We start from the raw sequence: 22,629 nt of genomic DNA, 5'->3' as shown, positions 1-22,629 counted from the left end.
TTCCCAGGCGCCGGGCGGCTATCGGTCGCCCGGTCGTCCCCGACCTCGCCCGCCTGACGGCGATTCTTGTGTCCGCTCCAGCCGAAGGCGCGTCCTTTGGACATCTATCTGCCGATCGCCGAGGTTTCGGTGAACTGGCCGACCCTGGTGATCCTGGGGGCGGTGGTCGGGTTCGTGTCCGGCCTGTTCGGCATCGGCGGCGGCTTCCTGATGGCGCCGATCCTGGTCTTCCTGGGCATCCCGCCGACCGTCGCCGTCGCCAGCCAGGCCAGCCATGTCGTGGCTTCCTCGACGTCGGGCGTCATCCGCTATGCCGGGGCGGGTTCGGTCGATTTCAAGATGGGGTCAGTGATGGCGGCCGGCGGCGCGGCCGGCGCCCTGGCGGGGGTCGAGCTGTTTCGCTACCTGCGCTTGCTGGGCCAGGCCGATCTGGTCGTGGCCCTGTCCTATCTCGTCTTTCTGGGCGCCATCGGCATTCTGATGCTGAACGAAAGCCTGACTGAAATCCTGCGCCGCCGCCGGGGGCTGCCCGCGCCGCACAAGCAGCGTCGGCGGCCGATGTGGCTGTATGGCCTGCCGCTGAAGATGAAGTTCCCGAAGTCGGGCCTCTATATCAGCGCCCTGCCGCCGTTCGGCCTGGGCGTCTTTGCGGGCGTCCTCTCGGCCATCATGGGGGTGGGCGGCGGCTTCATCCTGGTGCCGGCCATGCTCTATATCCTGCGCATGCGGGCGGGCGCGGTGGTGGGCACCAGCCTGTTTCAGATCATCATCACCACCGCCATCACCACCATTCTTCAGGCCGGGCGTAACCAGACGGTCGACATCGTCCTGTCCACCATCCTGCTGCTGGGCGGCGTCGTCGGCGCCCAGATCGGCGCGCGGTTCGCTGGGCGGTTCCGCGCCGAGGAGCTGCGGGCGGCGCTGGGCCTGATCGTGCTGCTGGTCGGGATCCAGATGGGGCTGGATCTGTTCGTGCGGCCCAACGACATCTTCATGATCGCGCCGGGAATCGCCGACTGATGCAGGCGCTTCCTCCCCCTCCGCCCGCTGTCGCGGCCCCGCCGCTCGATCGGTCCGAAGCGACGACCGGCGACCTGCGCGTCGCCGCCGCCCTGACCGACGCCCAGGTCCGGGTCGATAGCAGTTTCCGGGGCGCGTCCATCGTCCTGTACGGCGCGGTGTTCAATCCGACGCCTGAACCTGCGGACGTCGTGGTCGTGGTGCGGGGGCCGGACGCGCCGATCCGCCTGGTCAAGAAGACGCGCACCTCGGGTGTCTGGCTGAACAGCCGGCCCGTGCTGTTCGAGGGGGCGCCCGGCTTCTACATGACCGCCTCGACCCGCCCGCTCAGCGACATCGCGGACTTCGGCCAGCTGCGGCGACTGGGCGTCGGCGTCGATCACCTGCGCATCGACGCGCCCGAGGAAAGCCGCACCGTCACCCGTTACGGCGTGCGCGACGTGGTGGTGAGCCGTCTGGGCGACGACTATCTGGACTGGCGTCGCGCGGTGATCCGGCTGAAGGAAGCCGCCGCCCTCTACGATACCGATTCCGAAGGGGTGGAGTTCGTCGACCGGGGCCTGTTCCGCGCCGAGGTCAAGCTGCCGACCGTGGCGCCCACCGGCAAATACTACGCCGAGGTCTGGCTGTTTCAGGACGGCGAGCCGCAGTCGGTGTCGAACCTGACCCTGACGGTCGAGAAGGTCGGGCTGGAGCGCGACATCTATGAGTTCGCCCACCGTCGACCGTGGCTGTACGGCGTGCTGTGCGTCGTGCTGGCCGCCCTGACCGGCTACGGCGCCTCGCGCATCTTCAGCCGCCGGAGCTGAAGCCCAGATCGCCGCGCAGGGCCTCGGCCGTCAATCCGCCGGCCCTCAGCTCGGCCAGGGTGATCGATCGATCGCGCTTGGCGTAGCGCCGCCCGTCCGGCCCTGTCAGCAAGGCGTGATGAAGATAGGTCGGCGCCGGCCAGCCCAGCAGGGTCTGGATCAGCCGCTGCACATGGGTCGCCTCGAACAGGTCCTGACCCCGGATCACATGGGTGATCCCCTGCAAGGCGTCGTCATACGTCACCGCCAGATGATAGGCGACGCCCGTATCCTTGCGCGCCAGAACGACATCGCCCGCCGCCTCGGGATCGACGGCGATGACGCCGGTTTCGCCGTTCGGACCCTCGCCCTCCTCGACGAAACTCAGGTTGTTCCAGGTCGCCTCGCCCAAGGCCTCCCGCGCCCGATCCAGCGACAGCCGCCAGGCGAATGGCGCGCCCGAGGCCAGCAGATGCGCCTCCTCCTCCGCTGAATGCGGACCGGGCCTCGCTGCCTCCATCGTCCCGTGCGGCGCCTCGCCGATGGCGCTCAGGATCTCCTTGCGCGTGCGGAAACACCGATAGAGCAGGCCGCGCGCCCGCAGAATTTCGATCACGGCGGCGTAGTCGCCCAGATGATCGGACTGGCGCCGGACCGGCGTCTCCCAGTCCAGGCCTAGCCAGGCAAGGTCCTCCAGAATGCCCGCCTCGTGTTCCGGCCGGCATCGCGTCGGATCGATATCCTCGATGCGCAGCACGAACCGCCCGCCCGCCGCCTTCGCCGCCGTCCAGGCGGTCAGGGCCGAAAAAGCGTGGCCCTTGTGCAGACGGCCGGTAGGCGAGGGGGCGAAGCGGGTTGTGAACACAGCTTCAGTCTTCGTCCGGCGACAGCAGATGCGTCCAGTCGCGCGCCGCATGAAGGATTCGCACGACTTCCACGTCGCCGGTCACGCGATAGAAGATCAGATAGCTGCCTTCGGCGCGTTTCCGCAGATCGGCGACCCCGGCCTCTGGATAGCGTCGAGGATTTTGACCGAGGGTTTCGCAGCGTTCGAGAAGCGTCCTGACCAGTTTGCGGGCTGCGTTTGGGCTGTCCGACTCCACATGGCTCTCGATGGCGATCAGATCGCGCAAGGCGGCGTGGGTGACCCGAACTCTCATTCGCCTTCGGCAGCCCACCGCGCTTCGAACTCGGCGCGGACATCTTCAAGCGGCTTCGTCCGTCCGCCATCAGCGTCGGCGACGCCCTCTTCCAGCTTGCCGAGCAGAGCTGCTAGCCGAGCCTCGTGCTCCTGCACCAGTCTGACGCCGGTGCGCAGGACCTCGCTCTTGGAGCCGTAGCGACCGTCGCGGACCAGACGGTCCACTACCTGTTCCAAAGCTCCAAGTTCGACGGTCATGGTCATTGCGATGTCCTAAATCTACGCGCCAATAATAGTTATTAGGGCCCGATGTCGCCAGCCGAAATCCGCCAAGGCCTCCATTCCCTTGAAGGCCGCCTCGCGCCATAGGTAGCCGATGCCGTTCGCACCCACGCCCGATGACATCGCCACCGCGCGCCAGGCGCTGGTCGCCGCCGATCCGGCGCTCGGGCGCGTGGACGCCCAGACGCCGCCGCTGGAGTGGCGGTTGAGAGTGGGCGGGTTCGAAGGCTTGTTTCGCATGATCGTGGAGCAACAGGTGTCGGTGGCCTCGGCCGCTTCGGTGTGGGCGCGGCTGCGTGAAGGCATGGGCGGCATCACGCCCGAGCTGTTGCTGGCGCACGATCTGGATCAGTTGCGCGGCATGGGCCTGTCGAGACAGAAGGCGACCTATGGTCAGGGGATTGCGCGGGCGCAGATCGCGGGCGAGATCGATCTGGAGCATCTGGCCAACCTGGATGACGAGGCGGCGATCGCTTCCCTGACGGCGCTGAAAGGCGTGGGCCTGTGGACGGCCGAGGCCTATCTGATGATGTGCGAGGGGCGGCTGGATGTCTTCCCCGGCGGGGACGTGGCCTTGCAGGAGGCGATCCGCTGGGCGGACGGCGCAGAGGTGCGGCCCGATCAGAAGGGCGCCTATGCCCGCGCCGAAATCTGGCGGCCCTATCGTGCGGTCGCCACCCACCTGCTGTGGGCCTGGTACACGGGCGTGAAGCGCGGCGAGATCGCGCTGGATGGGCCGGCATGACCCCGCTCGATCCCGCTCTGACCGAACCGCTGCGCAATCCGCAGACCGTGCTGACCGCGCTGGATTTCGCCGGCGTGGCGGTCTTTGCCGCCACCGGCGCCTTGGCTGCCGCGCGCGAGAAGCACGATGTGGTCACCTTCGCCTTCTTCGGCGCCATCACCGGCGTGGGCGGCGGGACGCTGCGCGACCTGCTGCTTGGCCTGCCGGTCTTCTGGGTGCAGGACTGGCGCTATCTGGCGGTCTGCCTTTTCGCCTCCACTGCCCTGTGGCTGGTGGGGCAGCGCGACTGGCGGTTTCGCGCCCTGCTGTGGCTGGATGCCGTGGGTCTTGCGGCCTATGGCGTCATGGGGGCGGCAAAGGCCGAGGCGGCCGGGGCGCCGGCATTGATCTGCATCGTCATGGGCACGCTGACGGCCTGTTTCGGCGGGGTGGTGCGCGACACCCTGGCGGGCCAGCCGTCGATCCTGCTGCGGCGAGAGATCAACGTCACGGCCGCGATCCTGGCGGCGACGGTCTATATGGTGCTGCGGGCGCCGGGCGTAGGCGTCTGGCCCGCCGCTATCGTCGCGGCGCTGTCCGGCTTCCTGCTGCGCGCGGCGGCGCTGCGCTGGGGCTGGACCCTGCCGGGGTTTCCGACCCACGCGCGCGGGGTCTGAGGCAGGACGTCACGAAAACGCTGCACACTGGTCATGGCGATGAGCGGGAATCAGGGTTAGGTTAAGTCGACAAGACCAAGGCCAAGACTAGGGAAGGAGACGTGTCCTCACCTTTGTCGCCTCAAAATCCCCCCGTCTGAGCGGGAGGGCCTGATGCAGGTTCTCCATCGACCGCCCTCCGGTTTTCCCGCGTTGGTGTTGAACGCCGACTTCCGGCCGCTGTCCTATTATCCGCTGTCGCTGTGGCCGTGGGAGGAGGCGGTCAAGGCGGTCTATCAGGACCGCGTGGACGTGGTGTCCCTGTATGATAAGGTTGTCCGCTCGCCGTCGATGGAGATGCAGCTTCCCAGCGTGATCGCGCTGCGCAGCTATGTGGATCAGGACCGCAGCCCCGCCTTCACCCGCTTCAACGTCTTTCTGCGTGACGGCTTCGCCTGCCAGTACTGCGGTCAGTCGGCTGAACTGACGTTCGACCACGTCATCCCGCGCTCACAGGGCGGACGTACGACCTGGGACAATATCGTCGCAGCCTGCAGCCCCTGCAATCTGGCCAAGGGCGGGCGAACGCCGCGCCAGGCGATGATGCCGATCCGCCGCGAACCCTATCGCCCCAACGCCTGGCAGCTTCAGGACGCCGGCCGACGCTTCCCGCCGCACTATCTGCACCAGAGCTGGCTGGACTATCTTTATTGGGACATAGAGCTCGAACCTTAGGGCTCTTTTCAGTTGCTCGAAATGGCTCAAACACCCTTGTGGTGGGCAGGTTCAGGGTTGGTTCTTTTGCCGCTGATTTCTCGATTATCCTCTGAAATCCTCCAGGCTGGTGACCATGTGGTGACCAAAACCGGGACCAGAAACCGGCCCCCGCGTGGGTCTAAGGAGAGATCCAATGACTCAGAACCCCAGGTCTGGAAAGATCACCAAACGTCTGGTCGACGCCCTGACATCTGAAGGGCGCGCTTCACCGTTTGGGACACGCAGCTCAAGGGTTTCGGGGTGCGCGTCGCCGTCAGCGACACCAAAACCTTCGTCGTCCGATACCGCACGCTCGGCGGCGCCGACCGCCTCCTTCACATCGCTCGCCATGGTGTCGTGACTGCGGAAGAAGCCCGCGAAAGGGCGGCTGCTGTGCTGGCCGAAGTCGCGTCAGGTGGTGACCCCCAGGTGACCAAGTCGAACGGCGGGAAGAACTGACGATGTCGGAGCGCTGCGACCTCTACATGAAGGAGGGCGTGACGATGAAGAAGGCAACGACCCTGCGGATCGGCCGCATCCGCATCGCTCGCCACATCAAGCCTCGCCTGGGCAGGATGAAGGTCACCGACATCGGCCGAGCGGACATCGAGCGGCTGATGGTCGACGTCGGATCGGGTCGTATTCGGGGAGAGGCGACGCCGCACACGCGCGGCGGCATTCATGCGGCCTCGCGGGTGGTGTCCCGGGTTCCTGTCATTGCGGCGGTGGGAATAGAGGGCTTTTTCCCCAGGATGCGCCTCTTCAAAGGCTCTAGGCAGGGTGCGAACGTTGTAACTTTCCCCTTGCGGCGTGACGCGCAACGAGGGGACGATCGTGGTCCTGTCGATCTGACCCACGGTTCCCCTGGTCAACTGCGCGCGGCCGAAACTTGGGGCTCGCGCGCCTTGGGATCCCTAGGCCTCGATCTCGTGCGGCCGCGTTCAGACCGGCGCTCGCCTGGATTCAGAACGTCGGGAGAAGGGCCATGGAGCCCAGGGCTTCAGGTCGACAGGGCTCGCCGGCGATCAACGACGCGGCGACGGAAAGGTCGTCGTTGAGAATGACGAGGTTGGCTCGACGCGACGTCGCGATTTCGCCCTGATCGTCGAGTCTCAGGAACTGCGCCGGCCAACGGGTCGCCATGGCCACGGCGTCCGCAAGTGTGAGCCCGAGCAGGTCCCGGGCGTTGCGCACGGAGGCCGCCATGTCGAGGTCCGATCCGGCCAGCACCCCGTCCGCGTCACGGCAGACGCCGTCGCGCACAGTGATGCGCCGGCCTTGGAGGTAGAAATGGTCGTCTTTCGAGCCCACGCTGGGCATGGCGTCGGTGACCAGCATGAAGCGGTTGAGCGGGCGGCAGCGCAGCGCCAGTTTCAGGACGACCGGATCGACATGATGGCCGTCCACGATCAGGCCGCACCAGGCGTTGATGTCTTCCAGCGCGGCCCCGACAGCGCCCGGCGCGCGGCTGGTCAGAGGCGACATGGCGTTGAACAGGTGGGTGAAGCCCGTCATCCCGGCTTCGATCCCGGCGCGGGTTTCGGCGTAAGTGCCATCGGTATGGCCTGCCGCGACCACGGCCCCGGCGCCGACCAGACGAGAGATCATGTCCGGCGTGGTCATTTCGGGCGCGAGGGTGACGAGGGTCTTGCCGCCTTTCAGCCGGGTCAGGCGCGCGACAGCCTCGGCGTCGAGGGTCCGGAATTTCGAGGCGTCGTGCACGCCCTTGCGGGACTCGTTGAGATAGGGTCCCTCGATATGGATTCCGAGGACCCCGGGGACGCCCTGGGCGATCGCGGCCTCCACGGCGTCGATGGCGGTATCGATGACCGAGAGGTCGTCGCTGATCAGGGTCGGGAGAAAGCCGGTCGTGCCGAAGCGGCGATGGGCGCGTCCAATGGCGTCGATGCACTCGACGGTCGGGCAGTCATTGAACAGCACGCCTCCGCCGCCATTGACCTGGGTGTCGATGAAGCCGGGGACCAGCATGCGTCCGGCCAGATCCACCGTTTCGCCGTCGGGAGCGTCCGACGCCGGTCCCGCATAGACGATCCGGTCGCCATCGATGGTTACGGCCGCGTCCCGGGCGAAGGCGCCGTCGATCAGGATGGGGCCGTTGCGATAGGTGGTCGTCATCAGACGGTCTCGGTGACCTTGTTGAGATAGGGGGGGCGGTCGGGATCGTAACCCCGTGCGACGGCGAGTTCAGCGGCCAGGCGATAGAAGCTCTGAATCAGCAGAATGGGCTGCAACGCCGGATGGGCGGACAGGGCGGGCAGGGCGATGGTCCCGGGCGCTGGGGAGACATCGGCCAGGAGAACCTTCGCGCCCCGACCCGCGAACTCCGCAGCCAGCGACAGGGTGTCGTCGCGGCTTTCGTCGTCCTGGGGCAAGACCAGGACCGGAAAGCCGGATTTGACCAAAGCCATGGGGCCGTGACGGATTTCCGCAGCGCTGAAGGCCTCGGCGTGAAGACCGGAGGTCTCCTTGAGCTTCAGGGCGGCCTCGCGCGCCGCGCCATATCCGGGACCGCGCCCGACGACATAGAGGTTGCGCGCCTCCCTCAGCGTGGGCAGGGCCGCGGACCAGTCGAGCGCCCAGGCCTCTTCGAGCCGGTCCGGCAAGGTCTCCAGCGCGGCGAGCAGCGCCTCGTCTTCGAGCCAATGGCCGATCATCTGGGCGAGCGCGGTCAGGCTGGCGATGAAGGATTTGGTGGCGGCTACCGAGTGTTCCGGACCGGCCCGCACGGGCACGACGGCGTCGGCGGTGCGGGCCAGCGGCGAATCCTCGACATTGACGACGGCGATCACGAAGGCGCCGCCGCCCCGGGCAGCGGCGACCGAGGCCAGAAGGTCGGGGCTCTTGCCCGACTGGGACACGGCGATGCAGACGACCCCGCGCATGTTCTGGGCCGTTGCATAGACCGAGGCCACGGAGGGGGCGGCCGAACTGGTCAGCAGGCCGGCCCCGGTCTCGATCAGGTGGCGGGCGAAGACGCCGGCATGGTCGGAACTGCCGCGCCCGCAGATCAGGGCTGCGGTGGGCGCGACGTCCCGCAGACGCTGACCCAGGGCTTCAGCGAGCGGGCGGTTGAGGCGCAGTTGCTCTGCGACCACACGTCCGGAATCGGCTGCCTCCCGGAACATCAGAGTCTCGAGAGCCTGCTTTTCGACAAGCCGCATCAGGCCGGACCGTCGTTGAGCTCGGCGACGAAGTCGTAGGCGTCGCCGCGATAGAAGGACTGGGTGACCTCGACCGCCTGACCGGTCCGGGAAAAGGCGCGACGTTCGATCAGGAGGCCCGCAGCGCCCGGTGCGACGCCCAGAAGCTCGGCCTGTTCAGCGCTAAAGAGAACAGCGCGCAGGCGTTGCAGGGCGCGTGTGGGGCGCTGCCCGTTGGCGTCCAGCGCCTGATAGAGGGAAAGCTCCACCGCTTCCAGGGACGGGAGGCACGATGCCGGCACGGTCGAATATTCCAGCGCCATCGGCATGGCGTCAGCATAGCGGATCCGTTGATAGCGATAGACGGCGGTGCCGGGGCTGAGGCCGAGGGTTAGGGACTCCTCCGGCGTCACCGCGCCCTCTGTCCGGCTGAGCCAGGAACTGGTCGGCTTGCGCCCGCGCGCGGCCATGTCCTCGGAGAAGGACGTCAGCTTGGAGAAGCTCTTCTCGACTCGGGCGGCGACGAAGGTGCCGGCGCCCTGACGGCGCGACAGCAGGCCCTCCGCGACGAGGCCGTCGAACGCTTTGCGGACCGTAATGCGTGACACATCCAGTTCCGCCGCCAGATCGCGCTCAGCGGGTAGGGCCTGATCCGCCTTGAGCACGCGTTGGGCGATGGCCTCGCGGACCGCCTGCTGCAGCTGCTGGTAAAGCGGGGCCGGGCGGCGGGCGTCCAGCGTTCCGATCAGTTCAGAGAATGACATGGGCTCCCCGGGCGATGGAGCAGACTTGGCCTATCGCTGCAATCATCACAACCCATCTGACCAAACCAATCAAGAACCAATATGAAAAAAAGATATGTCCAATGTGACGATTTGGGCTTGTCAGACATGATTGTTCGATGACAGGCTCCACTCCACGGCGCTTTCCGGAGAGCCAGCGATAGGTGAAGGCCTTTATTGGTCTTCTATTGGCATTGTCGGGGATCGCTGGGGAGCGGGCCTGTAACATTGGAGGGGATTGGTCATGCGTAATTGTCGGGCTTTGATGATCGGAACCGTCAGCGCGCTGGCGCTGTCGGCAGGCGCCGCGATGGCGCAGGACGACCAGTCCGCCACCACGGTTGACGATGTGGTCGTCACGGGGATCCGTGCATCGATCCTGGAATCGATCGGCGCCAAACGAAACGCCAACGCCGTCGTCGATGTCGTCACCGCCGAGGATGTCGGCAAATTCCCGGACAAGAACGTCGCTGAAGCGCTCCAGCGGGTTCCGGGCGTCGTCATCAATCGCGAGTTCGGCGAAGGCGAGCGGGTTTCGCTGCGGGGCACCTCGCCCAATCTGACGCGGACCCTGATCGACGGCCACGGCCTGGCCACCGCCGACTGGTTCATCCTTGAGCAGCTGTCGGCGACCCGCAGCTTCAATTTCCTCATGCTGCCCTCCGAGATCATCGGCCAGACTCTGGTCTACAAGAGCCCGACGGCTGATCTGGAGGAGGGTGGCATCGGCGGCACCATCGATACCCGCACCCGCCGCCCGCTCGACCTGAAGGAATTCGAGGCGTTCGGCTCGGTGCAGGGCGCCTATAACGAGAACGCCGGCGATCTGGACCCGAACGCCTCGGCCCTGGTCAGCTGGCGCAATGCGGACAAGACCCTCGGCGTCCTGGTCGCAGGCATCTATCAGAAGCGCAATATTCGCCGCGACGGCGTTGAGGTGCTTGGCTATTTCGACAACGATCCGGGCCCGGGTACTTTGCTGGTTCCGTCCCTGATCGGTTCGGCCCTCTTCGAGCAGGAGCGGGTGCGAGAAGGCGCCAACTTCGCGGTCCAGTGGCGGCCGACCGATCAGGTCGAACTGACCCTGACCGGCCTCTATTCGCGATTCGGCGCAGACAACTTCAACCAGAACTACCTGGCCTGGGGCTCCAATGCGTTGGGCGGCGGGGGAACCCTGACCAACACCACTGTGGTGGACAATACGGCGGTCGTGGGCACCATCACCTCCACGCCGGGCGGCCGTGGCGCGGTGTTCGACGCCATCGACCGCGACGCCGAGGCGACGACGAGCAACATCGCCCTCGACGGCCGGTTCACGCCGAGCGACCGCCTAAGCCTGGACTTCAAGGTGGGCTACACCGAGGCGAGTGGGGATACGACGAACCAGCCTTTCGTCGAGTTCGGCGCCCCGGCCGCCTTCACCTATGACCTGCGTGGCAAGACGCCCCAGGTCACCTTCCTCAACCTGGATCCGACCGATCCGACCGACATGCAGTTCGACTTCGCGTCCCTGCACGCGGTCACCAACGACGACAGCGAGCTCTACGCCTATGTCGACGGCAAGTACGACGTCCACCTTGGGCCCCTGCAGGCCATCAAGGTCGGGCTGAAGTACACCGATCACGACCGCGACACCGACTTCCAGGCGACCACCTACGGCGGCTTCTTCCTGCCGCTGGCGGCTTCGGGCTGCGGCGGTGCGGCCTGTACGCCCGCGAGCTTCGCCGGCGGCCTGACGCCGAACGACTATCTCGAGGACATCAAGGCACTGGGCACCCTGGCCTCCTACTGGCAGGTCGACCGGAGCAAGCTGGAATCGATCCTCTACGGCCTGCCGGCGAGCGTGCGGGCCCGGGTGTCGAACTATCCGGAAATCTTCTCGGTCAATGAGAAGGCGGCGGGCGGCTATGTGATGGGCGAGTTCGCAGGCGAGGGCTGGCGCGGCAACATCGGCGTTCGGGTGGTCCGCACGGACCAGAGCTCAAGCGGCTATGTCAACGCCCTGGTGGCGTCCCCGACCAACGTCTCCAACGCCTTCGGGACCTTCACGGCGGTCAGCGCCGATCGGAGCTACACCGACGTCCTGCCTAGCGCCAACTTCGCCTTTGACCTGACGGACGACGTGGTCTTCCGCTTCGCCGCGGCGCGGACCATGGCCCGTCCCGACTTTACCGACGTGGCGCCGCGCACCTCGCTGAACCCGGGCTCGCTGACCGGCGTCGGCGGAAATCCGAACATCGATCCCTATCGCGCCAACCAGTTCGACCTGTCGTTGGAATACTATCCGGAGCGGGGCACGATCGTCTCGGCGGCGGTCTACTACAAGGACATCGAGAGCTTCATCACCGATGCGCCGTCGCTCGAAACCTTCGCGATCGAGACGACCACGCCGAACCTGTCGCTCTGTACGGCGGCCGGTCCGGCCAACCCGGTGCTCTATAACTGCCAGTTCACGATCAACCGTCGGGCCAACGGCGGCGGCGCGCGACTGCAGGGCATCGAGCTGGCCGTGGTGAAGAACATCTGGCGCGGTTTCGGCGTCCAGGCCAACTACACCTATTCCGACGTGCAGACCGAAAGCGGCGATCCGCTGCCGGGCAACTCCGAGCATTCGTACAACGCCTCGGTCTTCTACGAGGACGACACCTTCTCTGTCCGGGTGGCCTACAACTACCGTTCGGCGTTCTTCGTGACCTTCGACCGGTCGACCCAGCTGAACCAGGACGCCATCGGCTCGCTGGACGCCTCCTTCGCTTGGAACGTCACGCCGCAGGTCGCCCTGACCCTGGAAGGCCAGAACCTGCTGGACGAGGACATCATCCAGTTCGCCGGCGACGCGGTTCGTCCGCGCGCCACCTATGACAACGGCCGGGCCCTCTACGCCGGCGTCCGCTATCGCTACTAGACCCTGAGCGACTGGGCGGAGACCGGGCGACCGGTCTCCGCCTCTTTTTCCCGGGTACGACGACCTAGGCTCCTCGAGAGACCTTCGTCAGGTCGCCGGATCGGAAGCGTACGATGTCGAAACTGCCTGCCGTCCTCCTGACCTTCCTGGCCTTTTCCGTTGGGGCCTGCGCCGGCCCCGGACTACCGGCCGAGCGGATGTCCGCCCCCGTTGCGGCCATCATTCCCGAACCCGCGCGCCTGGAGCCCGGGGAGGGGGTCTTCATCCTCAGGACCGGCGCCCGCCTCGCCGTTCCGGCGGGTGACCGGCAGGCGAAGGCGGCCGCGGACCGGTTCGCCGATCTCATGCAACGCACCCGCGGTCTGTCCGTGACGGTGGTCGAAGGCGAGTGGGGCGAGATCGTCCTGACACGCGCAGCCCTGACACGCGGGGGGACGGCGGCGGCCGAAAGCTATGTCCTCGACGTTCGGTCGAGCGGCGCGACGATTTCCGCGGGCGACGACGCGGGGCTGCAATACGGGCTCATCAGCCTTTGGCAGCTGGCGACCCAGACCGAGGCCGGACCCGCGCCGATCGCGGCCGTGCATATCCAAGATGCGCCGCGCTTCGTCTGGCGCGGCGTGATGCTGGACTCCGCGCGCCACTATCAGTCGCCGGCGTTCATCAAGGGCTTCCTCGACTGGATGGCCCTGCACAAGCTGAATGTCTTCCATTGGCATCTGACCGACGATCAGGCCTGGCGCCTCGAAATCCGCAGCCACCCGAAACTGACCGAGGTCGGCGCCTGGCGTGTGCCGGAAGGCGATGCGGCCCGGGCGGATATCGATCCGGCGACGGGTCGGGCGCGCCTCTACGGCGGCTTCTACAGTCAGGACACGGTGCGCGAGATCGTCGCCTACGCCGCCGCCCGAAACATCACGGTCGTTCCCGAGATCGATGTGCCGGGTCACGCCAGCGCGGCGGTCGCGGCCTATCCCGAGTTGGGCGTCCAGGACGCGCCGAATAGCGCCGTGTCCGCGGTGCCGTCGGACTGGGGCGTCTATCACACCCTGTTCAATACCGATGAAACGACCATCGTCTTCCTGCAGGAGGTGCTGGGCGAGGTGATCGACCTGTTCCCCGGAAAGTACGTGCATCTGGGCGGCGACGAGGCGGTCAAGGATCAGTGGAAGGCCTCGCCAGGCGTCCAGGCCCACATGCGCGCGCTCGGGATCACCGACGAGAACGCCATGCAGAGCTGGTTCATGGGGCGAATGGAACAGTATCTGAACCAGCACGGCCGCCGACTGATCGGCTGGGACGAAATCCTCGAAGGCGGCATGCAAGGCGATGCGGCGGTCATGTCCTGGCGCGGGATTGCCGGCGCGGTCGAGGCCGCCCGCCTGGGCCATGACACGGTGCTGATCGCCCAGCCGACCCTCTATCTCGACAATCGCCAGAGCCCGAACGACGGCGCGCCCGGTCGCGGCCGGGTGGTCTCGGTGCAGGACATCTACGACTTCGATCCGGTCCCCGCGGCCTTGACGCCGGAAGAGGGCGCCCACGTCCTGGGGGTGCAGGTCAATCTGTTCACCGAGCACATGGTGAGCGAGGATCGGGTGGAATATATGGCCTATCCCCGGATCGCGGCCCTGTCGGAGCTGGCCTGGTCACGGCCGGGCACGAGGAACTGGGACGACTTCCGCCGGCGGCTGCAGCCCCAGCTGTCCCGCTATCGCCGGCTGGGCATCGACTATGCCGCGTCCGCGCTGGACACCGCCCAGATGGCTCCGCCGGCCGACGGCGAGCGTCGCTACGATCACCAGATGAAGCTGTGCACCGAGGGGCTGGTCCTGACCCTGATCGACGACGCGCCGGTGCAACGCGAACGCGCAGCCTTCACGATGGACATCATGAACCCGTGCTGGACCTATCAGGCCGCGGATCTGACGCAGGGCGTCATGCTGGAGGCCGCTGTCGGCCAGGCGCCGTTCAACTTCCAGATCGGAGCCGATCTCGCCAAGGTCCATGTGCGGCCAGCCGCTGGACCCGTCGGTGAGTTCGAGGTGCGGATTGACGGCTGCGAAGGCGATCCGGTGCTCAGCCTGCCTCTGACCGAGGCGGCGCGTTCGCATGGCGTGACGGTGCTGGAGGGCCGGTTGCCGGCTCGGGCGGGGGCGCACGATCTGTGCCTGACGTTCACCCAGCACGGCATCGATCCGATGTGGGCTTTGGACTGGGTGAGACTGAGCCCGACGGGAGCGAACTGAAATGGGCGTGGTGACGCTTCTGGCGCCGATCACCGGCTGGGCCGCGCCCCTGGACGAGGTTCCAGACAAGGTCTTCTCGGAGCGGATGCTGGGCGACGGCCTTGCGATCGACCCGACCGAGGGTGAGGTGCGGGCGCCGTTCGACGGGGTCATCACCGTCCTGCCGTCCTCGCGCCATGCGGTCAGTATCCGCAGCGACACGGACATCGAGGTGCTGATCCATGTCGGACTGGAAACCGTCGCGCTCGCCGGTCGAGGCTTCGTGGCGCATGTGGCCGAGGGTGACCGGGTGAAGGCCGGAGATCGTCTTTTGACCTTCGATCTGGAAACCGTCGCGCGCGACGCGGCCAGTTTGATCACGCCCGTGGTCGTAACCGGCGACGGCTGGGCCCTGTCGGAGCGGGTGACAGACCGGCTGGTGACCGCGGGGCAGCCCGTGCTGCGGATCGAGCGCGGACCTCCGGCGGTATCGGAGGCCACGTCGGAGGGATCGGCAAGCCGGACGATCCGGTCGCCGTTGCCCCATGGTCTGCACGCCCGGCCGGCCGCCCGGGTGGCGGGCGTCGCCGCCGCACATCGGGCCCGGATCACCCTGATGGCCGGTCAACGCACCGCCAGCGCGTCCAGCCCGGTCGGGATGATGGCGCTGGGCCTGCGCGACGGCGACAACCTCACGCTGAGCGCCTCCGGGCCTGACGCCGAGGCGGCGGTGGCCGCTCTGGCCGAACTGATCCTGTCCGGCATGGGTGAGAAGGCCGGACCGGCCCACGCCGCGCCGCCGCCGACGGTCGCCTCGGCCGGACCCGTCGAGGGCGACGACGGCGAACTGGTCTTCTCGGGCGTCTGCGCGGCGCCCGGCCTGGTGGTCGGCAAGGCGGTCCATCTGCGGCTGAGCGAAATCGTGGTCTGCGAGACCGGGCAGGGCGCGGCGCACGAGGCGGCGGCCCTGGACGCGGCGCTTGAGGTCGTGGCCGGGCGGCTCGAGGCCGGCGCCTTGGGCGGCCCGGTGGAACGGCGCAGCATACTGGCGGCCCACGCCGCCTTCCTGACCGATCCCGAGCTGGTGTCCGCCGCGCATCAGGCCGTCGCCGAGGGGAAAAGCGCCGCCTTCGCCTGGCGATCCGCCTGCGGGGCGACCGCCGGGCTGCTGCGCTCGCTCGGCGATCCCCGCATGGCCGAGCGCGCCGACGATCTGATGGATATCGAGCGGCAGGTGCTGGTCCAGCTGACGGGCGACGCGCCGGCCGCGCCGCCAGCTCTGGGGCCGGGCGACGTTCTGCTGGCCGATGATCTTCTTCCTTCCCAGCTGATCGCCCTGGACGGCGCGCGCCTGGCCGGGATCTGCACCGCGCGCGGCGGCCCCACGTCCCACGTCGCCATCCTGGCGGCCGCCATGGGCGTGCCCGCCCTGGTCGCGGCGGGCGAGGGTCTGGACCGGATCGCAAACGGGACCCTGGTGGTGCTGGATTCGGACGGACGCCGTCTGACCGCCTCGCCGTCGGCCCAGACCCTGGCGGCCTCGGAAAGCCGTGCCGCCGCCGATCGTCGCCGCAAGGCCGAAGCTCGGGCTGCTTCGAACGAACCGTGCCGCACGGCGGACGGCGCCCGGATCGAAGTCTTCGCCAATCTGGGCGCGGCGTCCGAAGCCGCCGGCGCCGTGGCCGGGGGGGCGGAAGGCTGCGGACTGCTGAGAACCGAGTTTCTGTTCCTCGACCGGCAGACCCCGGCCGACGAGGGTGAGCAGCGGGCCCAGTATCAGGCCATCGCCGACGGGCTTGAAGGACGGCCGCTGATCGTGCGGACGCTGGACGCTGGCGGGGACAAGCCCTTGCCCTATCTGCCGATGCCGCATGAAGACAATCCCGCCCTGGGCCTTCGCGGCGTCCGCTCCGGCTTGCTGCATCCCGAACTTCTTCTGACCCAGATGCGCGCCATCTGCGGGGTTCGGTCTTCGGGGCCTGTGGCCGTCATGTTGCCGATGATCGCCTCCGTCGCCGAGGTGCGTCAGGCGCGCGCCCTGCTGGACCGCGCGGCGACCGACGCCGGCTCCGCGACGCCCCTTTTGGGGGTGATGATCGAGACCCCGGCGGCGGCGATGACGACCGATCTCCTGCGGCCGGAAATCGACTTCATCTCCGTCGGCACCAACGACCTGAGCCAGTACACCCTGGCCATGGATCGACAGAACCCGCATCTGGCGGCGCAGCTCGACGGGCTGCATCCGGCCGTGCTGCGGTTGATCGCCGCCGCCGCGGCGGGCGCCGGAGACCTCCGCTGGACCGGCGTCTGCGGCGGGCTGGCGTCCGACCCGCTGGCGGCGCCGATCCTGATCGGGCTGGGCGTCACCGAGCTTTCCGCCGCCCCCGCCATGGTCGCCGAGATCAAGGCCGCCGTGCGCAGCCTGACCTTGGGCGAATGCCGTGCGCTGGCCGCTTCCGCCCTGTCGGTCGAGAGCGCGGACGCCGTGCGCCAGCTGGCCGCCGAAGCCCTCGACCGAAGCCGAACCCCGCCCCACACCGCAGGAGCGCCCGCATGAAGATCGGTCTGTCCAGCCTTCAGCCGCTCGGCCGGGCGTTGATGCTGCCCATCGCGGTCTTGCCGGTGGCGGGCCTGCTGCTGCGCCTCGGACAGCCGGACCTGCTGGACATCGCCTTTCTGGCCGCCGCCGGCCAGGCGATCTTCGCCAATCTCGGCCTGTTGTTCGCCATAGGCGTCGCGGTGGGGTTCGCCCGGGACAACAACGGCGCGGCCGGACTGGCGGGGGTGGTCTGTTTCTTGATCGCCACCGAGGGCGCCAAGGCCTTGATCGCGGCGCCGCCGGACGTCGTCGCCGACATGACCGAGGCCGCCGCGAAGCTCGCCACGGCGGCGTTCAAGGACAGCGCGATCGCCCGTCTGGGCGTGCCGCTCGGGATTCTCTCAGGCCTGATCGCGGGGAGCTTCTACAACCGGTTTTCCACGCTGCAGTTTCCGGAATATCTCGCCTTCTTCAGCGGGCGGCGGTTCGTGCCGATCATCTCCGGACTGGCGGGTCTGATCCTGGCTCTGGCGGTGGGTTTGGGGTTCACGGCGCTGGACCACGCGATCGACGTCTTCAGCCGCACGATCGTCGGCTCCGGAGAGATCGGACTGTTCGTCTACGGCGTGCTCAATCGGCTCCTGATCATCACGGGCCTGCACCACATCCTGAACAATGTCGCCTGGTTCATCGTGGGCGACTACGGCGGCGTGACCGGCGACCTCAACCGGTTCTTCGCGGGGGATCCGACAGCGGGCGCGTTCATGAGCGGCTTCTTCCCGGTGATGATGTTCGGCCTGCCGGCCGCGTGTCTGGCGATGTACCATACCGCCAGGCCCGAGCGAAAAAAGGCGGTCGGCGGAATGCTGGCGTCGCTGGCCTTGACGGCGTTCCTCACAGGCGTGACCGAGCCGATCGAGTTCACCTTCATGTTCCTGGCTCCAGTACTCTACGCCATCCACGCGGTCCTGACCGGACTGGCGATGGTGATCATGAGCCTGCTGGAGTCGCATCTCGGCTTCACCTTCTCGGCGGGGCTGTTCGACTATGTCATCAACTACGGTCAGGCGACCCGGCCGTGGCTGCTGGCGCCGGTGGGGCTGGCTTATGGGGCGGTTTACTACGGCCTGTTCCGGTTCTTCATCGTTCGCTTCGACCTGAAGACGCCGGGGCGAGAGCCGGCGACGGAGGGCTTGGCGGGAGCCCCGTCCGCGGCCCCGTCGGCGGCGTCAGCCGTGGCGAGAGCAGGGCCTGGCGACCGCGCGTCCGCCTTCTTGAGGGCGTTGGGAGGGCCGGACAATCTGAGGGCGATCGCGGCTTGCACCACCCGTTTGCGCTTGGTGATCAACGCGCGCGATCGGATCGACGAGCCGGCGCTCAAGGCGCTTGGAGCCCGTGGGGTCATCTATCCTTCCGGCGACGACCTCCAGGTCATCCTGGGGCCGATCGCCGATGCGGTGGCCGACGAGATCAAGGGCGCGCTGTCCGAAGCGACGTCGTCTTCATCCGTCAGTCAGCGCGCCGTCGCTTCGGCCTTGGGAGGGGCTGCGAATCTGGCGTCCGTAGCTGTCCGGGGTTCGCGTCTGTGCATCGGCGTGCGTGACGGCGCGCGGGTGGATGAGGCGGCGCTTCAGCGAAGCAGCGTTCGGGGCTTCGCTTTCACAGGCCCTGACACCGTACACCTGATTGTCGGTCCGGGCGCGGACGCCATAGCGGCGGGCCTTTCCGGGACCCCGGGAGCCACGCCAGGCTGATCCGACCTTGACCCGTCCACGAACCGGATCTCGATCGGCGCGGCGCCGGTCGCATCGGCAAGAGCGGGCCGCCGACGGCCACGCATGAGCCATGACGCGCCTTTATCGCGGGGTCTCGCTCCCTCGGCCGGACGCATCCCCAGCATCTTGTGCTTATCGCCCTGTAAGAGGCGGGTCCGGCCCACGGCAATTTCCCGGGCAGCCCGACCCGCTTCACCTACCACGTCGAACTGGACGGCGATGCGATCCAGACCATGGACGTGTCGGCATGAGCGTCCCGGCGACTCCCAACGCGTTCGCGGGCAAGCGCGCCCTCGTCAGCGGCGGCACCAAGGGGTTGGGACGCGCCACCGTCCAACGGTTTCTGGCCGGCGGCGCTCGGGTGATCACCGCAGCGCGCTACAATCCGGAGCCCCTCGACGGCGTGGCGTTCGTTCAGGCCTGACGACCGCCGAAGGTGGGGGGAACCTTCGCCAAGGCCGCGCTCGACCGGCTGGGCGGCGTCGACATCCTTGCGCATGTGATGGGCGGCTCCAGCACACCGGGTGGCGGCTTTGTTGCCCTGACAGACGAGCACTGGATCTCCGAGTTGAGTCTGAACCTTCTAGCGGCCGTGCGCCTCGATCGTCTGCCGATCCCCACATGATCCAACGGGGCGCGGGCGCGGTTGTGCACGTCACTTCGATCCAGTCGGTTTTGCCCCTGCCGGATGCGACCGCAGCCTACGCCGCCGCCAGGGCCGCGCTGCGGACTTACAGCAAATCCATTTCCAAGTAGCTTGGTCCGAAGGGCGTGCGGGTCAACACGGTCTCGCCGGGCTGGATCATGACGGACGGCGCGGACGTATTCCTGGACAGATTCAGGGCGGCGAAACGGCACGCGCGAAGACGCACGACAACGCGTCCTCGCGGGGCTGGGCGGCATCGCCATCGGACGCGGCGCTGAATCGTGGGAAGTCGCTGAGGCCATTGCGTTCCTAGCCTCCGACCGGGCGAGTTCGATCCATGGGGCGGAAATCGTCGTCGATGGCGGGACTGTGCCGACCGTCTGACCGCAAATCCGTCTTGATAGACCCGGGGGCGGCCAACAGCGGGCGAACGCCGGGCAAGCGGAACGCAGCCCTGGAAATGGCCTGTCGGAATGGCGTCGCCGTCCTTGTTCGCCGGTGCTGGCGCGGGACGGGGAGAGTCGGGCTAGCTTGGACTGGACTGTCGGAAGGCCCGCGAGGGCGATAGGGTGGGTTTTGACTCGTTGCAGACATTCGAAGAGCCCGCTTCTCGCACGGCCGCTAATGCGACAGGAAGGGTCGGCCATTTGTGGCGGTCGGCTAAGGGCATCGCCCTGTCGATTCATGCGCTATGTAGGATTGACGGCAGATGCTCTTCTGACGTTGGCAGGCCCAGAGAGCTGGCTGCCTTCTAGCATTGAGCCTACGCTGCGTGCTGATTATGCGAGGGCGCTAGGCGAGTGACGCTTCAACAGGGACTGGCCTTTGGCCTTGTCGGGCTGACAATCGGCGCCTTCATCTGGGGCCGGTTTCGTTACGACCTAGTCGCGGTCGTCGCGTTGGTTGCAGGATTGGCGATCGGCATCATCCCCGCCGAGGCTGCGTTTGACGGCTTCAAGAACGACGTCACCGTCATCATCGCCTGCGCGCTGATCGTTTCGGCGGCCTTCGCCCGGTCGGGGGTCATTGAACTCGCGATGCGGCGGGTGATGCCGCTGCTAAAGACTGAGCGCTCCCAAGTCCCGGTTCTGACCGGCGCTGTGACGTTGCTTTCCATGGCGACGAAGAATGTCGGCGCATTGGCGATCATGATGCCGGTGGCGCTTCAGGTGGCGCGCCAGACGAAGTCGTCTCCCGCCCGGCTTCTGATGCCGATGGCTTTCGGCGCCATGGCGGGCGGCATGGTCACCCTGGTCGGGACCGCCCCGAACATCATCGTCGCCGAAGTGCGCCAAGGCATCGTCGGCGAACCCTTCGCCATGTTTGACTACGCACCCGTGGGCCTGGCGCTCACGCTGATCGCCCTGGCGTTTTTGGCGTTCGGCTATCGTCTGTTGCCCCGCGATCGACAGGGCGCGACGTCCATGAGCGCGGCCTTGGCCGCCAACGCTTATGCCACGGAAGTCAGGGCGCCTGAAGGCTGGGCTCCGGGATCTATGACCGTGTCCGCTCTCGGCGCCCTCGGCGACGGCGAGGTCAAGATCATGGCGTTGATCCGATCAGGGAAACGGCGGCTGAATCCCAGAGGCAATGTCGTCGTCAAGGCGGGTGACGCGCTGCTGATCGAGGGCGAGCAGCAGGCGCTGGAGGGCTTCGTCAGTCGGGCTCAGATGAATCTCATTCGCGATGATCGCCCGGTTCCCATGGCGACCGCATCCGAGGAGATTGCGATCGTAGAGGCGGTCATAGGCCGAAACTCCCCGCTACAAGGGCAGTCTGTTCGAAGCTCGGATCTGTACGGCCAACACGGGATCAATCTGCTGGGCGTGTCGCGAAGCGGCTTTCAACTCACCCAGCATCTGCGGACGGCAAAACTGGCGCCCGGCGATATCATCCTGCTTCAAGGCGCCGAACAGGCGCTGCCGGTCGCGCTGAGGGCGCTGGATTTACTGCCACTGGCGGAGCGTCAGGTTCAACTCGGAAGCGTGCGCAGGCGCTTCATGCCGGCTGTTGTTCTTGCGTGCGCCATGACGCTCGTCGGCCTTGGCCTGGTTCCAGTCGCCGTCGCGTTCTTCGGCGCCGCCGTCGTGATCGTCGCGTTAGGCGGCTTGAAGATGCGTGAGGCCTATGCCGCTCTCGATGGACCCCTCCTCGTTCTGATCGCGGCCCTCATTCCCGTCTCAGACGCGATCCAATCCACGGGAGGGTCCGACCTGATCGCAGGACTGCTTCGCCACGTGTTCACAGGCTTGCCGGGCGTCGTCGCCATTACCGGCGTCATGCTCGCCTCAATGGCGGTTACGCCTTTCCTGAACAATGCGGCGACCGTTCTGATCGTCGCCCCGATCGGAGCGACGCTGGCCAAGCAGCTTGGCTACAATCCAGACCCGTTCCTGATGGCGGTCGCGGTCGGCGCGGCGTGCGACTTCCTGACGCCCATCGGTCACCAGTGCAACACGTTGGTCATGGGGCCTGGCGGCTATAAGTTTTCCGATTATCCCAGGCTGGGCGCGCCTTTGAGCGCGCTCGTTCTGGTCACGGGGCCATCGCTCATCTTGCTGTTTTGGCCTCTTTGATTGGCTCGAGGCCATGAGATGGCGTTAAATAGACAGGTCAGGATTACCGCTACCGGCTGTTCGCCGGCTTGATGTCCCGAGCCGATTATGAAGGCCTGACAGCCTCATAGTGTGGCTTCGAAGAGTCCGAAGTGTCGCGAGGCTGCATCAAGACCGCGAGGCGTTCGACAGCTTGAGCCATCGCCAGTCGTTCGCTGTGTGGAAGTTCCGCCAAGGCGGCGAGAAAGCCGTCGCCGAGCAGGCTTGGGGACGTATTCAGCGCCTGTTGCCCAGCGTGGGTCAAACGCACATGAACCACGCGGCGATCCACGGTGGAGCGATAGCGGGCGGCCATGCCCTTGGCTTCGAGCTTGTCCAGCACGGCGACGACGGTCGGCGCCGACATGGAAACGTCCCGCGATATCGCGCTGGTGCTGACTTCACCCATTGCGCGGATCGATTGCAGCACGAGGAGCTGCGGCAGCGTCAGACCGGTCAGGCGGGAGATTTCTCGAGACCGAACATCAACCGCTTGGGCGATGCGTCGGACCGAACGGACAAGGGATGCGGTGGCGTCAACCGCCGCTTCAGAGCCTGGCTCATGGGAAATATCGGCCATTGGGGTTGAACTCTTTCGTGTCCTAACCATTTGTACCCGCTGCTTCCACAAT

General features: G+C 67.0%; 22 protein-coding genes and 1 pseudogene. 15 read left to right on the top strand and 8 right to left on the bottom strand.

All coding sequences use genetic code 11. The annotated features are described in order from the left end of the window. Window positions 1-96: 96 nt before the first annotated feature. The gene (locus tag LG306_RS00600) at window positions 97-1,020 is read left to right on the top strand and encodes a sulfite exporter TauE/SafE family protein (RefSeq protein ID WP_017506607.1); all 924 of its coding nucleotides are present in this window, start codon (window positions 97-99) and stop codon (window positions 1,018-1,020) included. Then, window positions 1,020-1,829, top strand: a complete 810-nt coding sequence (locus LG306_RS00595) for a TIGR02186 family protein (RefSeq protein ID WP_039244008.1) — start codon at window positions 1,020-1,022, stop codon at window positions 1,827-1,829. Before LG306_RS00600 ends, LG306_RS00595 begins: the two co-directional genes overlap by 1 nt. Here LG306_RS00595 and gluQRS read toward each other — a convergent pair. Genes gluQRS through LG306_RS00580 form a run of 3 tightly spaced genes read right to left on the bottom strand, consistent with a single transcriptional unit; the run spans window position 1,813 to window position 3,213 of the window. Continuing rightward, window positions 1,813-2,724, bottom strand: coding sequence for a tRNA glutamyl-Q(34) synthetase GluQRS (gene gluQRS / locus LG306_RS00590; protein ID WP_404417084.1), 912 nt, complete (start codon window positions 2,722-2,724; stop codon window positions 1,813-1,815). The genes LG306_RS00595 and gluQRS overlap by 17 nt on opposite strands. After that, window positions 2,678-2,968 carry a type II toxin-antitoxin system RelE/ParE family toxin gene (locus LG306_RS00585; protein ID WP_404417081.1) on the bottom strand — a complete coding sequence of 97 codons (291 nt, stop codon included), beginning with the start codon at window positions 2,966-2,968 and terminating at the stop codon, window positions 2,678-2,680. Before LG306_RS00585 ends, gluQRS begins: the two co-directional genes overlap by 47 nt. After that, window positions 2,965-3,213 carry a type II toxin-antitoxin system ParD family antitoxin gene (locus tag LG306_RS00580; RefSeq protein WP_017506399.1) on the bottom strand — a complete coding sequence of 83 codons (249 nt, stop codon included), beginning with the start codon at window positions 3,211-3,213 and terminating at the stop codon, window positions 2,965-2,967. Before LG306_RS00580 ends, LG306_RS00585 begins: the two co-directional genes overlap by 4 nt. 112 nt (window positions 3,214-3,325) lie before the next feature. Between LG306_RS00580 and LG306_RS00575 the strand changes: the two genes are divergently transcribed. From LG306_RS00575 to LG306_RS00560, 4 genes are all read left to right on the top strand, one after another. Continuing rightward, window positions 3,326-3,976: a DNA-3-methyladenine glycosylase family protein gene (locus LG306_RS00575; RefSeq protein WP_404417077.1), complete on the top strand. Its 651-nt coding sequence runs from the start codon at window positions 3,326-3,328 to the stop codon at window positions 3,974-3,976. Then, window positions 3,973-4,632, top strand: coding sequence for a trimeric intracellular cation channel family protein (locus tag LG306_RS00570; protein ID WP_039244011.1), 660 nt, complete (start codon window positions 3,973-3,975; stop codon window positions 4,630-4,632). Before LG306_RS00575 ends, LG306_RS00570 begins: the two co-directional genes overlap by 4 nt. 153 nt (window positions 4,633-4,785) lie before the next feature. After that, entirely contained in the window at window positions 4,786-5,346 is a 561-nt protein-coding gene (locus tag LG306_RS00565; protein ID WP_026108602.1) for an HNH endonuclease, read from the top strand. A 282-nt stretch (window positions 5,347-5,628) separates the two neighbouring features. After that, complete coding sequence (locus LG306_RS00560) at window positions 5,629-5,826, top strand: integrase arm-type DNA-binding domain-containing protein (RefSeq protein WP_404417072.1); 198 nt, start codon at window positions 5,629-5,631, stop codon at window positions 5,824-5,826. Window positions 5,827-6,330: 504 nt separating this feature from the next. On the opposite strand, the gene nagA is transcribed toward LG306_RS00560, so the two are convergent. Genes nagA through LG306_RS00545 form a run of 3 tightly spaced genes read right to left on the bottom strand, consistent with a single transcriptional unit; the run spans window position 6,331 to window position 9,292 of the window. Next, window positions 6,331-7,503 (bottom strand): N-acetylglucosamine-6-phosphate deacetylase, encoded by a 1,173-nt coding sequence (gene nagA, locus LG306_RS00555; RefSeq protein ID WP_404417070.1) that lies wholly within the window; start codon window positions 7,501-7,503, stop codon window positions 6,331-6,333. Then, window positions 7,503-8,513 (bottom strand): SIS domain-containing protein, encoded by a 1,011-nt coding sequence (locus tag LG306_RS00550; RefSeq protein WP_404417067.1) that lies wholly within the window; start codon window positions 8,511-8,513, stop codon window positions 7,503-7,505. The genes nagA and LG306_RS00550 overlap by 1 nt, the downstream gene beginning before the upstream one ends. A 35-nt stretch (window positions 8,514-8,548) precedes the next feature. Then, entirely contained in the window at window positions 8,549-9,292 is a 744-nt protein-coding gene (locus LG306_RS00545) for a GntR family transcriptional regulator (RefSeq protein ID WP_404417064.1), read from the bottom strand. Between the two features lie 262 nt (window positions 9,293-9,554). On the opposite strand from LG306_RS00545, the gene LG306_RS00540 reads away from it, so the two are divergent. The 7 genes and pseudogenes from LG306_RS00540 (at window position 9,555) to LG306_RS00510 (ending at window position 19,382) form a co-directional block, all read left to right on the top strand. Continuing rightward, a complete protein-coding gene (locus LG306_RS00540; protein WP_404417061.1) occupies window positions 9,555-12,215 on the top strand; it encodes a TonB-dependent receptor in 2,661 nt (886 codons plus the stop codon). Window positions 12,216-12,328: 113 nt separating this feature from the next. Continuing rightward, complete coding sequence (locus LG306_RS00535; protein WP_404417058.1) at window positions 12,329-14,464, top strand: family 20 glycosylhydrolase; 2,136 nt, start codon at window positions 12,329-12,331, stop codon at window positions 14,462-14,464. A gap of 1 nt (window position 14,465) precedes the next feature. Further along, window positions 14,466-14,873: pseudogene (locus LG306_RS00530) on the top strand (PTS glucose transporter subunit IIA); the annotation flags it as partial. Continuing rightward, complete coding sequence (gene ptsP / locus LG306_RS00525; RefSeq protein WP_404419599.1) at window positions 14,868-17,000, top strand: phosphoenolpyruvate--protein phosphotransferase; 2,133 nt, start codon at window positions 14,868-14,870, stop codon at window positions 16,998-17,000. The pseudogene LG306_RS00530 and the gene ptsP, both read left to right, overlap by 6 nt. After that, the gene (gene nagE, locus LG306_RS00520) at window positions 16,997-18,736 is read left to right on the top strand and encodes an N-acetylglucosamine-specific PTS transporter subunit IIBC (protein ID WP_404417055.1); all 1,740 of its coding nucleotides are present in this window, start codon (window positions 16,997-16,999) and stop codon (window positions 18,734-18,736) included. Before ptsP ends, nagE begins: the two co-directional genes overlap by 4 nt. Window positions 18,737-19,004: 268 nt before the next feature. Beyond that, complete coding sequence (locus tag LG306_RS00515; protein ID WP_404417053.1) at window positions 19,005-19,181, top strand: hypothetical protein; 177 nt, start codon at window positions 19,005-19,007, stop codon at window positions 19,179-19,181. A 12-nt stretch (window positions 19,182-19,193) separates the two neighbouring features. After that, window positions 19,194-19,382: a hypothetical protein gene (locus tag LG306_RS00510; protein WP_404417050.1), complete on the top strand. Its 189-nt coding sequence runs from the start codon at window positions 19,194-19,196 to the stop codon at window positions 19,380-19,382. A 106-nt stretch (window positions 19,383-19,488) separates the two neighbouring features. Here the strand turns inward: LG306_RS00510 and LG306_RS00505 are convergent, their stop codons facing one another. Beyond that, entirely contained in the window at window positions 19,489-19,629 is a 141-nt protein-coding gene (locus tag LG306_RS00505; protein WP_404417047.1) for a hypothetical protein, read from the bottom strand. A gap of 20 nt (window positions 19,630-19,649) precedes the next feature. Here LG306_RS00505 and LG306_RS00500 point away from each other — a divergent pair, with 20 nt between their 5' ends. Further along, a complete protein-coding gene (locus LG306_RS00500) occupies window positions 19,650-19,787 on the top strand; it encodes an SDR family oxidoreductase (protein WP_404419597.1) in 138 nt (45 codons plus the stop codon). A gap of 527 nt (window positions 19,788-20,314) precedes the next feature. Beyond that, entirely contained in the window at window positions 20,315-21,979 is a 1,665-nt protein-coding gene (locus LG306_RS00495; protein WP_404417044.1) for an SLC13 family permease, read from the top strand. Between the two features lie 85 nt (window positions 21,980-22,064). Here LG306_RS00495 and LG306_RS00490 read toward each other — a convergent pair whose 3' ends face one another. Further along, window positions 22,065-22,577, bottom strand: a complete 513-nt coding sequence (locus tag LG306_RS00490) for a MarR family winged helix-turn-helix transcriptional regulator (protein WP_404417041.1) — start codon at window positions 22,575-22,577, stop codon at window positions 22,065-22,067. Window positions 22,578-22,629 lie beyond the last annotated feature (52 nt).

The sequence above is a fragment of the Brevundimonas vesicularis genome (genome assembly GCF_044807075.1).
Classification (GTDB): domain Bacteria; phylum Pseudomonadota; class Alphaproteobacteria; order Caulobacterales; family Caulobacteraceae; genus Brevundimonas; species Brevundimonas vesicularis_G.
This window is presented reverse-complemented; position numbering and strand designations above follow the sequence as displayed.

What these genes read in the sequence shown, in the direction of transcription:
- LG306_RS00595 (WP_039244008.1), top strand. Translation starts at nt 1,020, where the DNA reads ATGCAGGCGCTTCCTCCCCCTCCGCCCGCTGTCGCGGCCCCGCCGCTC.
- gluQRS (WP_404417084.1), bottom strand. Translation starts at nt 2,724, where the DNA reads ATGCGGCGCGCGACTGGACGCATCTGCTGTCGCCGGACGAAGACTGAA.
- LG306_RS00585 (WP_404417081.1), bottom strand. Translation starts at nt 2,968, where the DNA reads ATGAGAGTTCGGGTCACCCACGCCGCCTTGCGCGATCTGATCGCCATC.
- LG306_RS00580 (WP_017506399.1), bottom strand. Translation starts at nt 3,213, where the DNA reads ATGACCATGACCGTCGAACTTGGAGCTTTGGAACAGGTAGTGGACCGT.
- LG306_RS00575 (WP_404417077.1), top strand. Translation starts at nt 3,326, where the DNA reads ATGCCGTTCGCACCCACGCCCGATGACATCGCCACCGCGCGCCAGGCG.
- LG306_RS00570 (WP_039244011.1), top strand. Translation starts at nt 3,973, where the DNA reads ATGACCCCGCTCGATCCCGCTCTGACCGAACCGCTGCGCAATCCGCAG.
- LG306_RS00565 (WP_026108602.1), top strand. Translation starts at nt 4,786, where the DNA reads ATGCAGGTTCTCCATCGACCGCCCTCCGGTTTTCCCGCGTTGGTGTTG.
- nagA (WP_404417070.1), bottom strand. Translation starts at nt 7,503, where the DNA reads ATGACGACCACCTATCGCAACGGCCCCATCCTGATCGACGGCGCCTTC.
- LG306_RS00550 (WP_404417067.1), bottom strand. Translation starts at nt 8,513, where the DNA reads ATGTTCCGGGAGGCAGCCGATTCCGGACGTGTGGTCGCAGAGCAACTG.
- LG306_RS00545 (WP_404417064.1), bottom strand. Translation starts at nt 9,292, where the DNA reads ATGTCATTCTCTGAACTGATCGGAACGCTGGACGCCCGCCGCCCGGCC.
- LG306_RS00540 (WP_404417061.1), top strand. Translation starts at nt 9,555, where the DNA reads ATGCGTAATTGTCGGGCTTTGATGATCGGAACCGTCAGCGCGCTGGCG.
- LG306_RS00535 (WP_404417058.1), top strand. Translation starts at nt 12,329, where the DNA reads ATGTCGAAACTGCCTGCCGTCCTCCTGACCTTCCTGGCCTTTTCCGTT.
- nagE (WP_404417055.1), top strand. Translation starts at nt 16,997, where the DNA reads ATGAAGATCGGTCTGTCCAGCCTTCAGCCGCTCGGCCGGGCGTTGATG.
- LG306_RS00515 (WP_404417053.1), top strand. Translation starts at nt 19,005, where the DNA reads ATGAGCGTCCCGGCGACTCCCAACGCGTTCGCGGGCAAGCGCGCCCTC.
- LG306_RS00490 (WP_404417041.1), bottom strand. Translation starts at nt 22,577, where the DNA reads ATGGCCGATATTTCCCATGAGCCAGGCTCTGAAGCGGCGGTTGACGCC.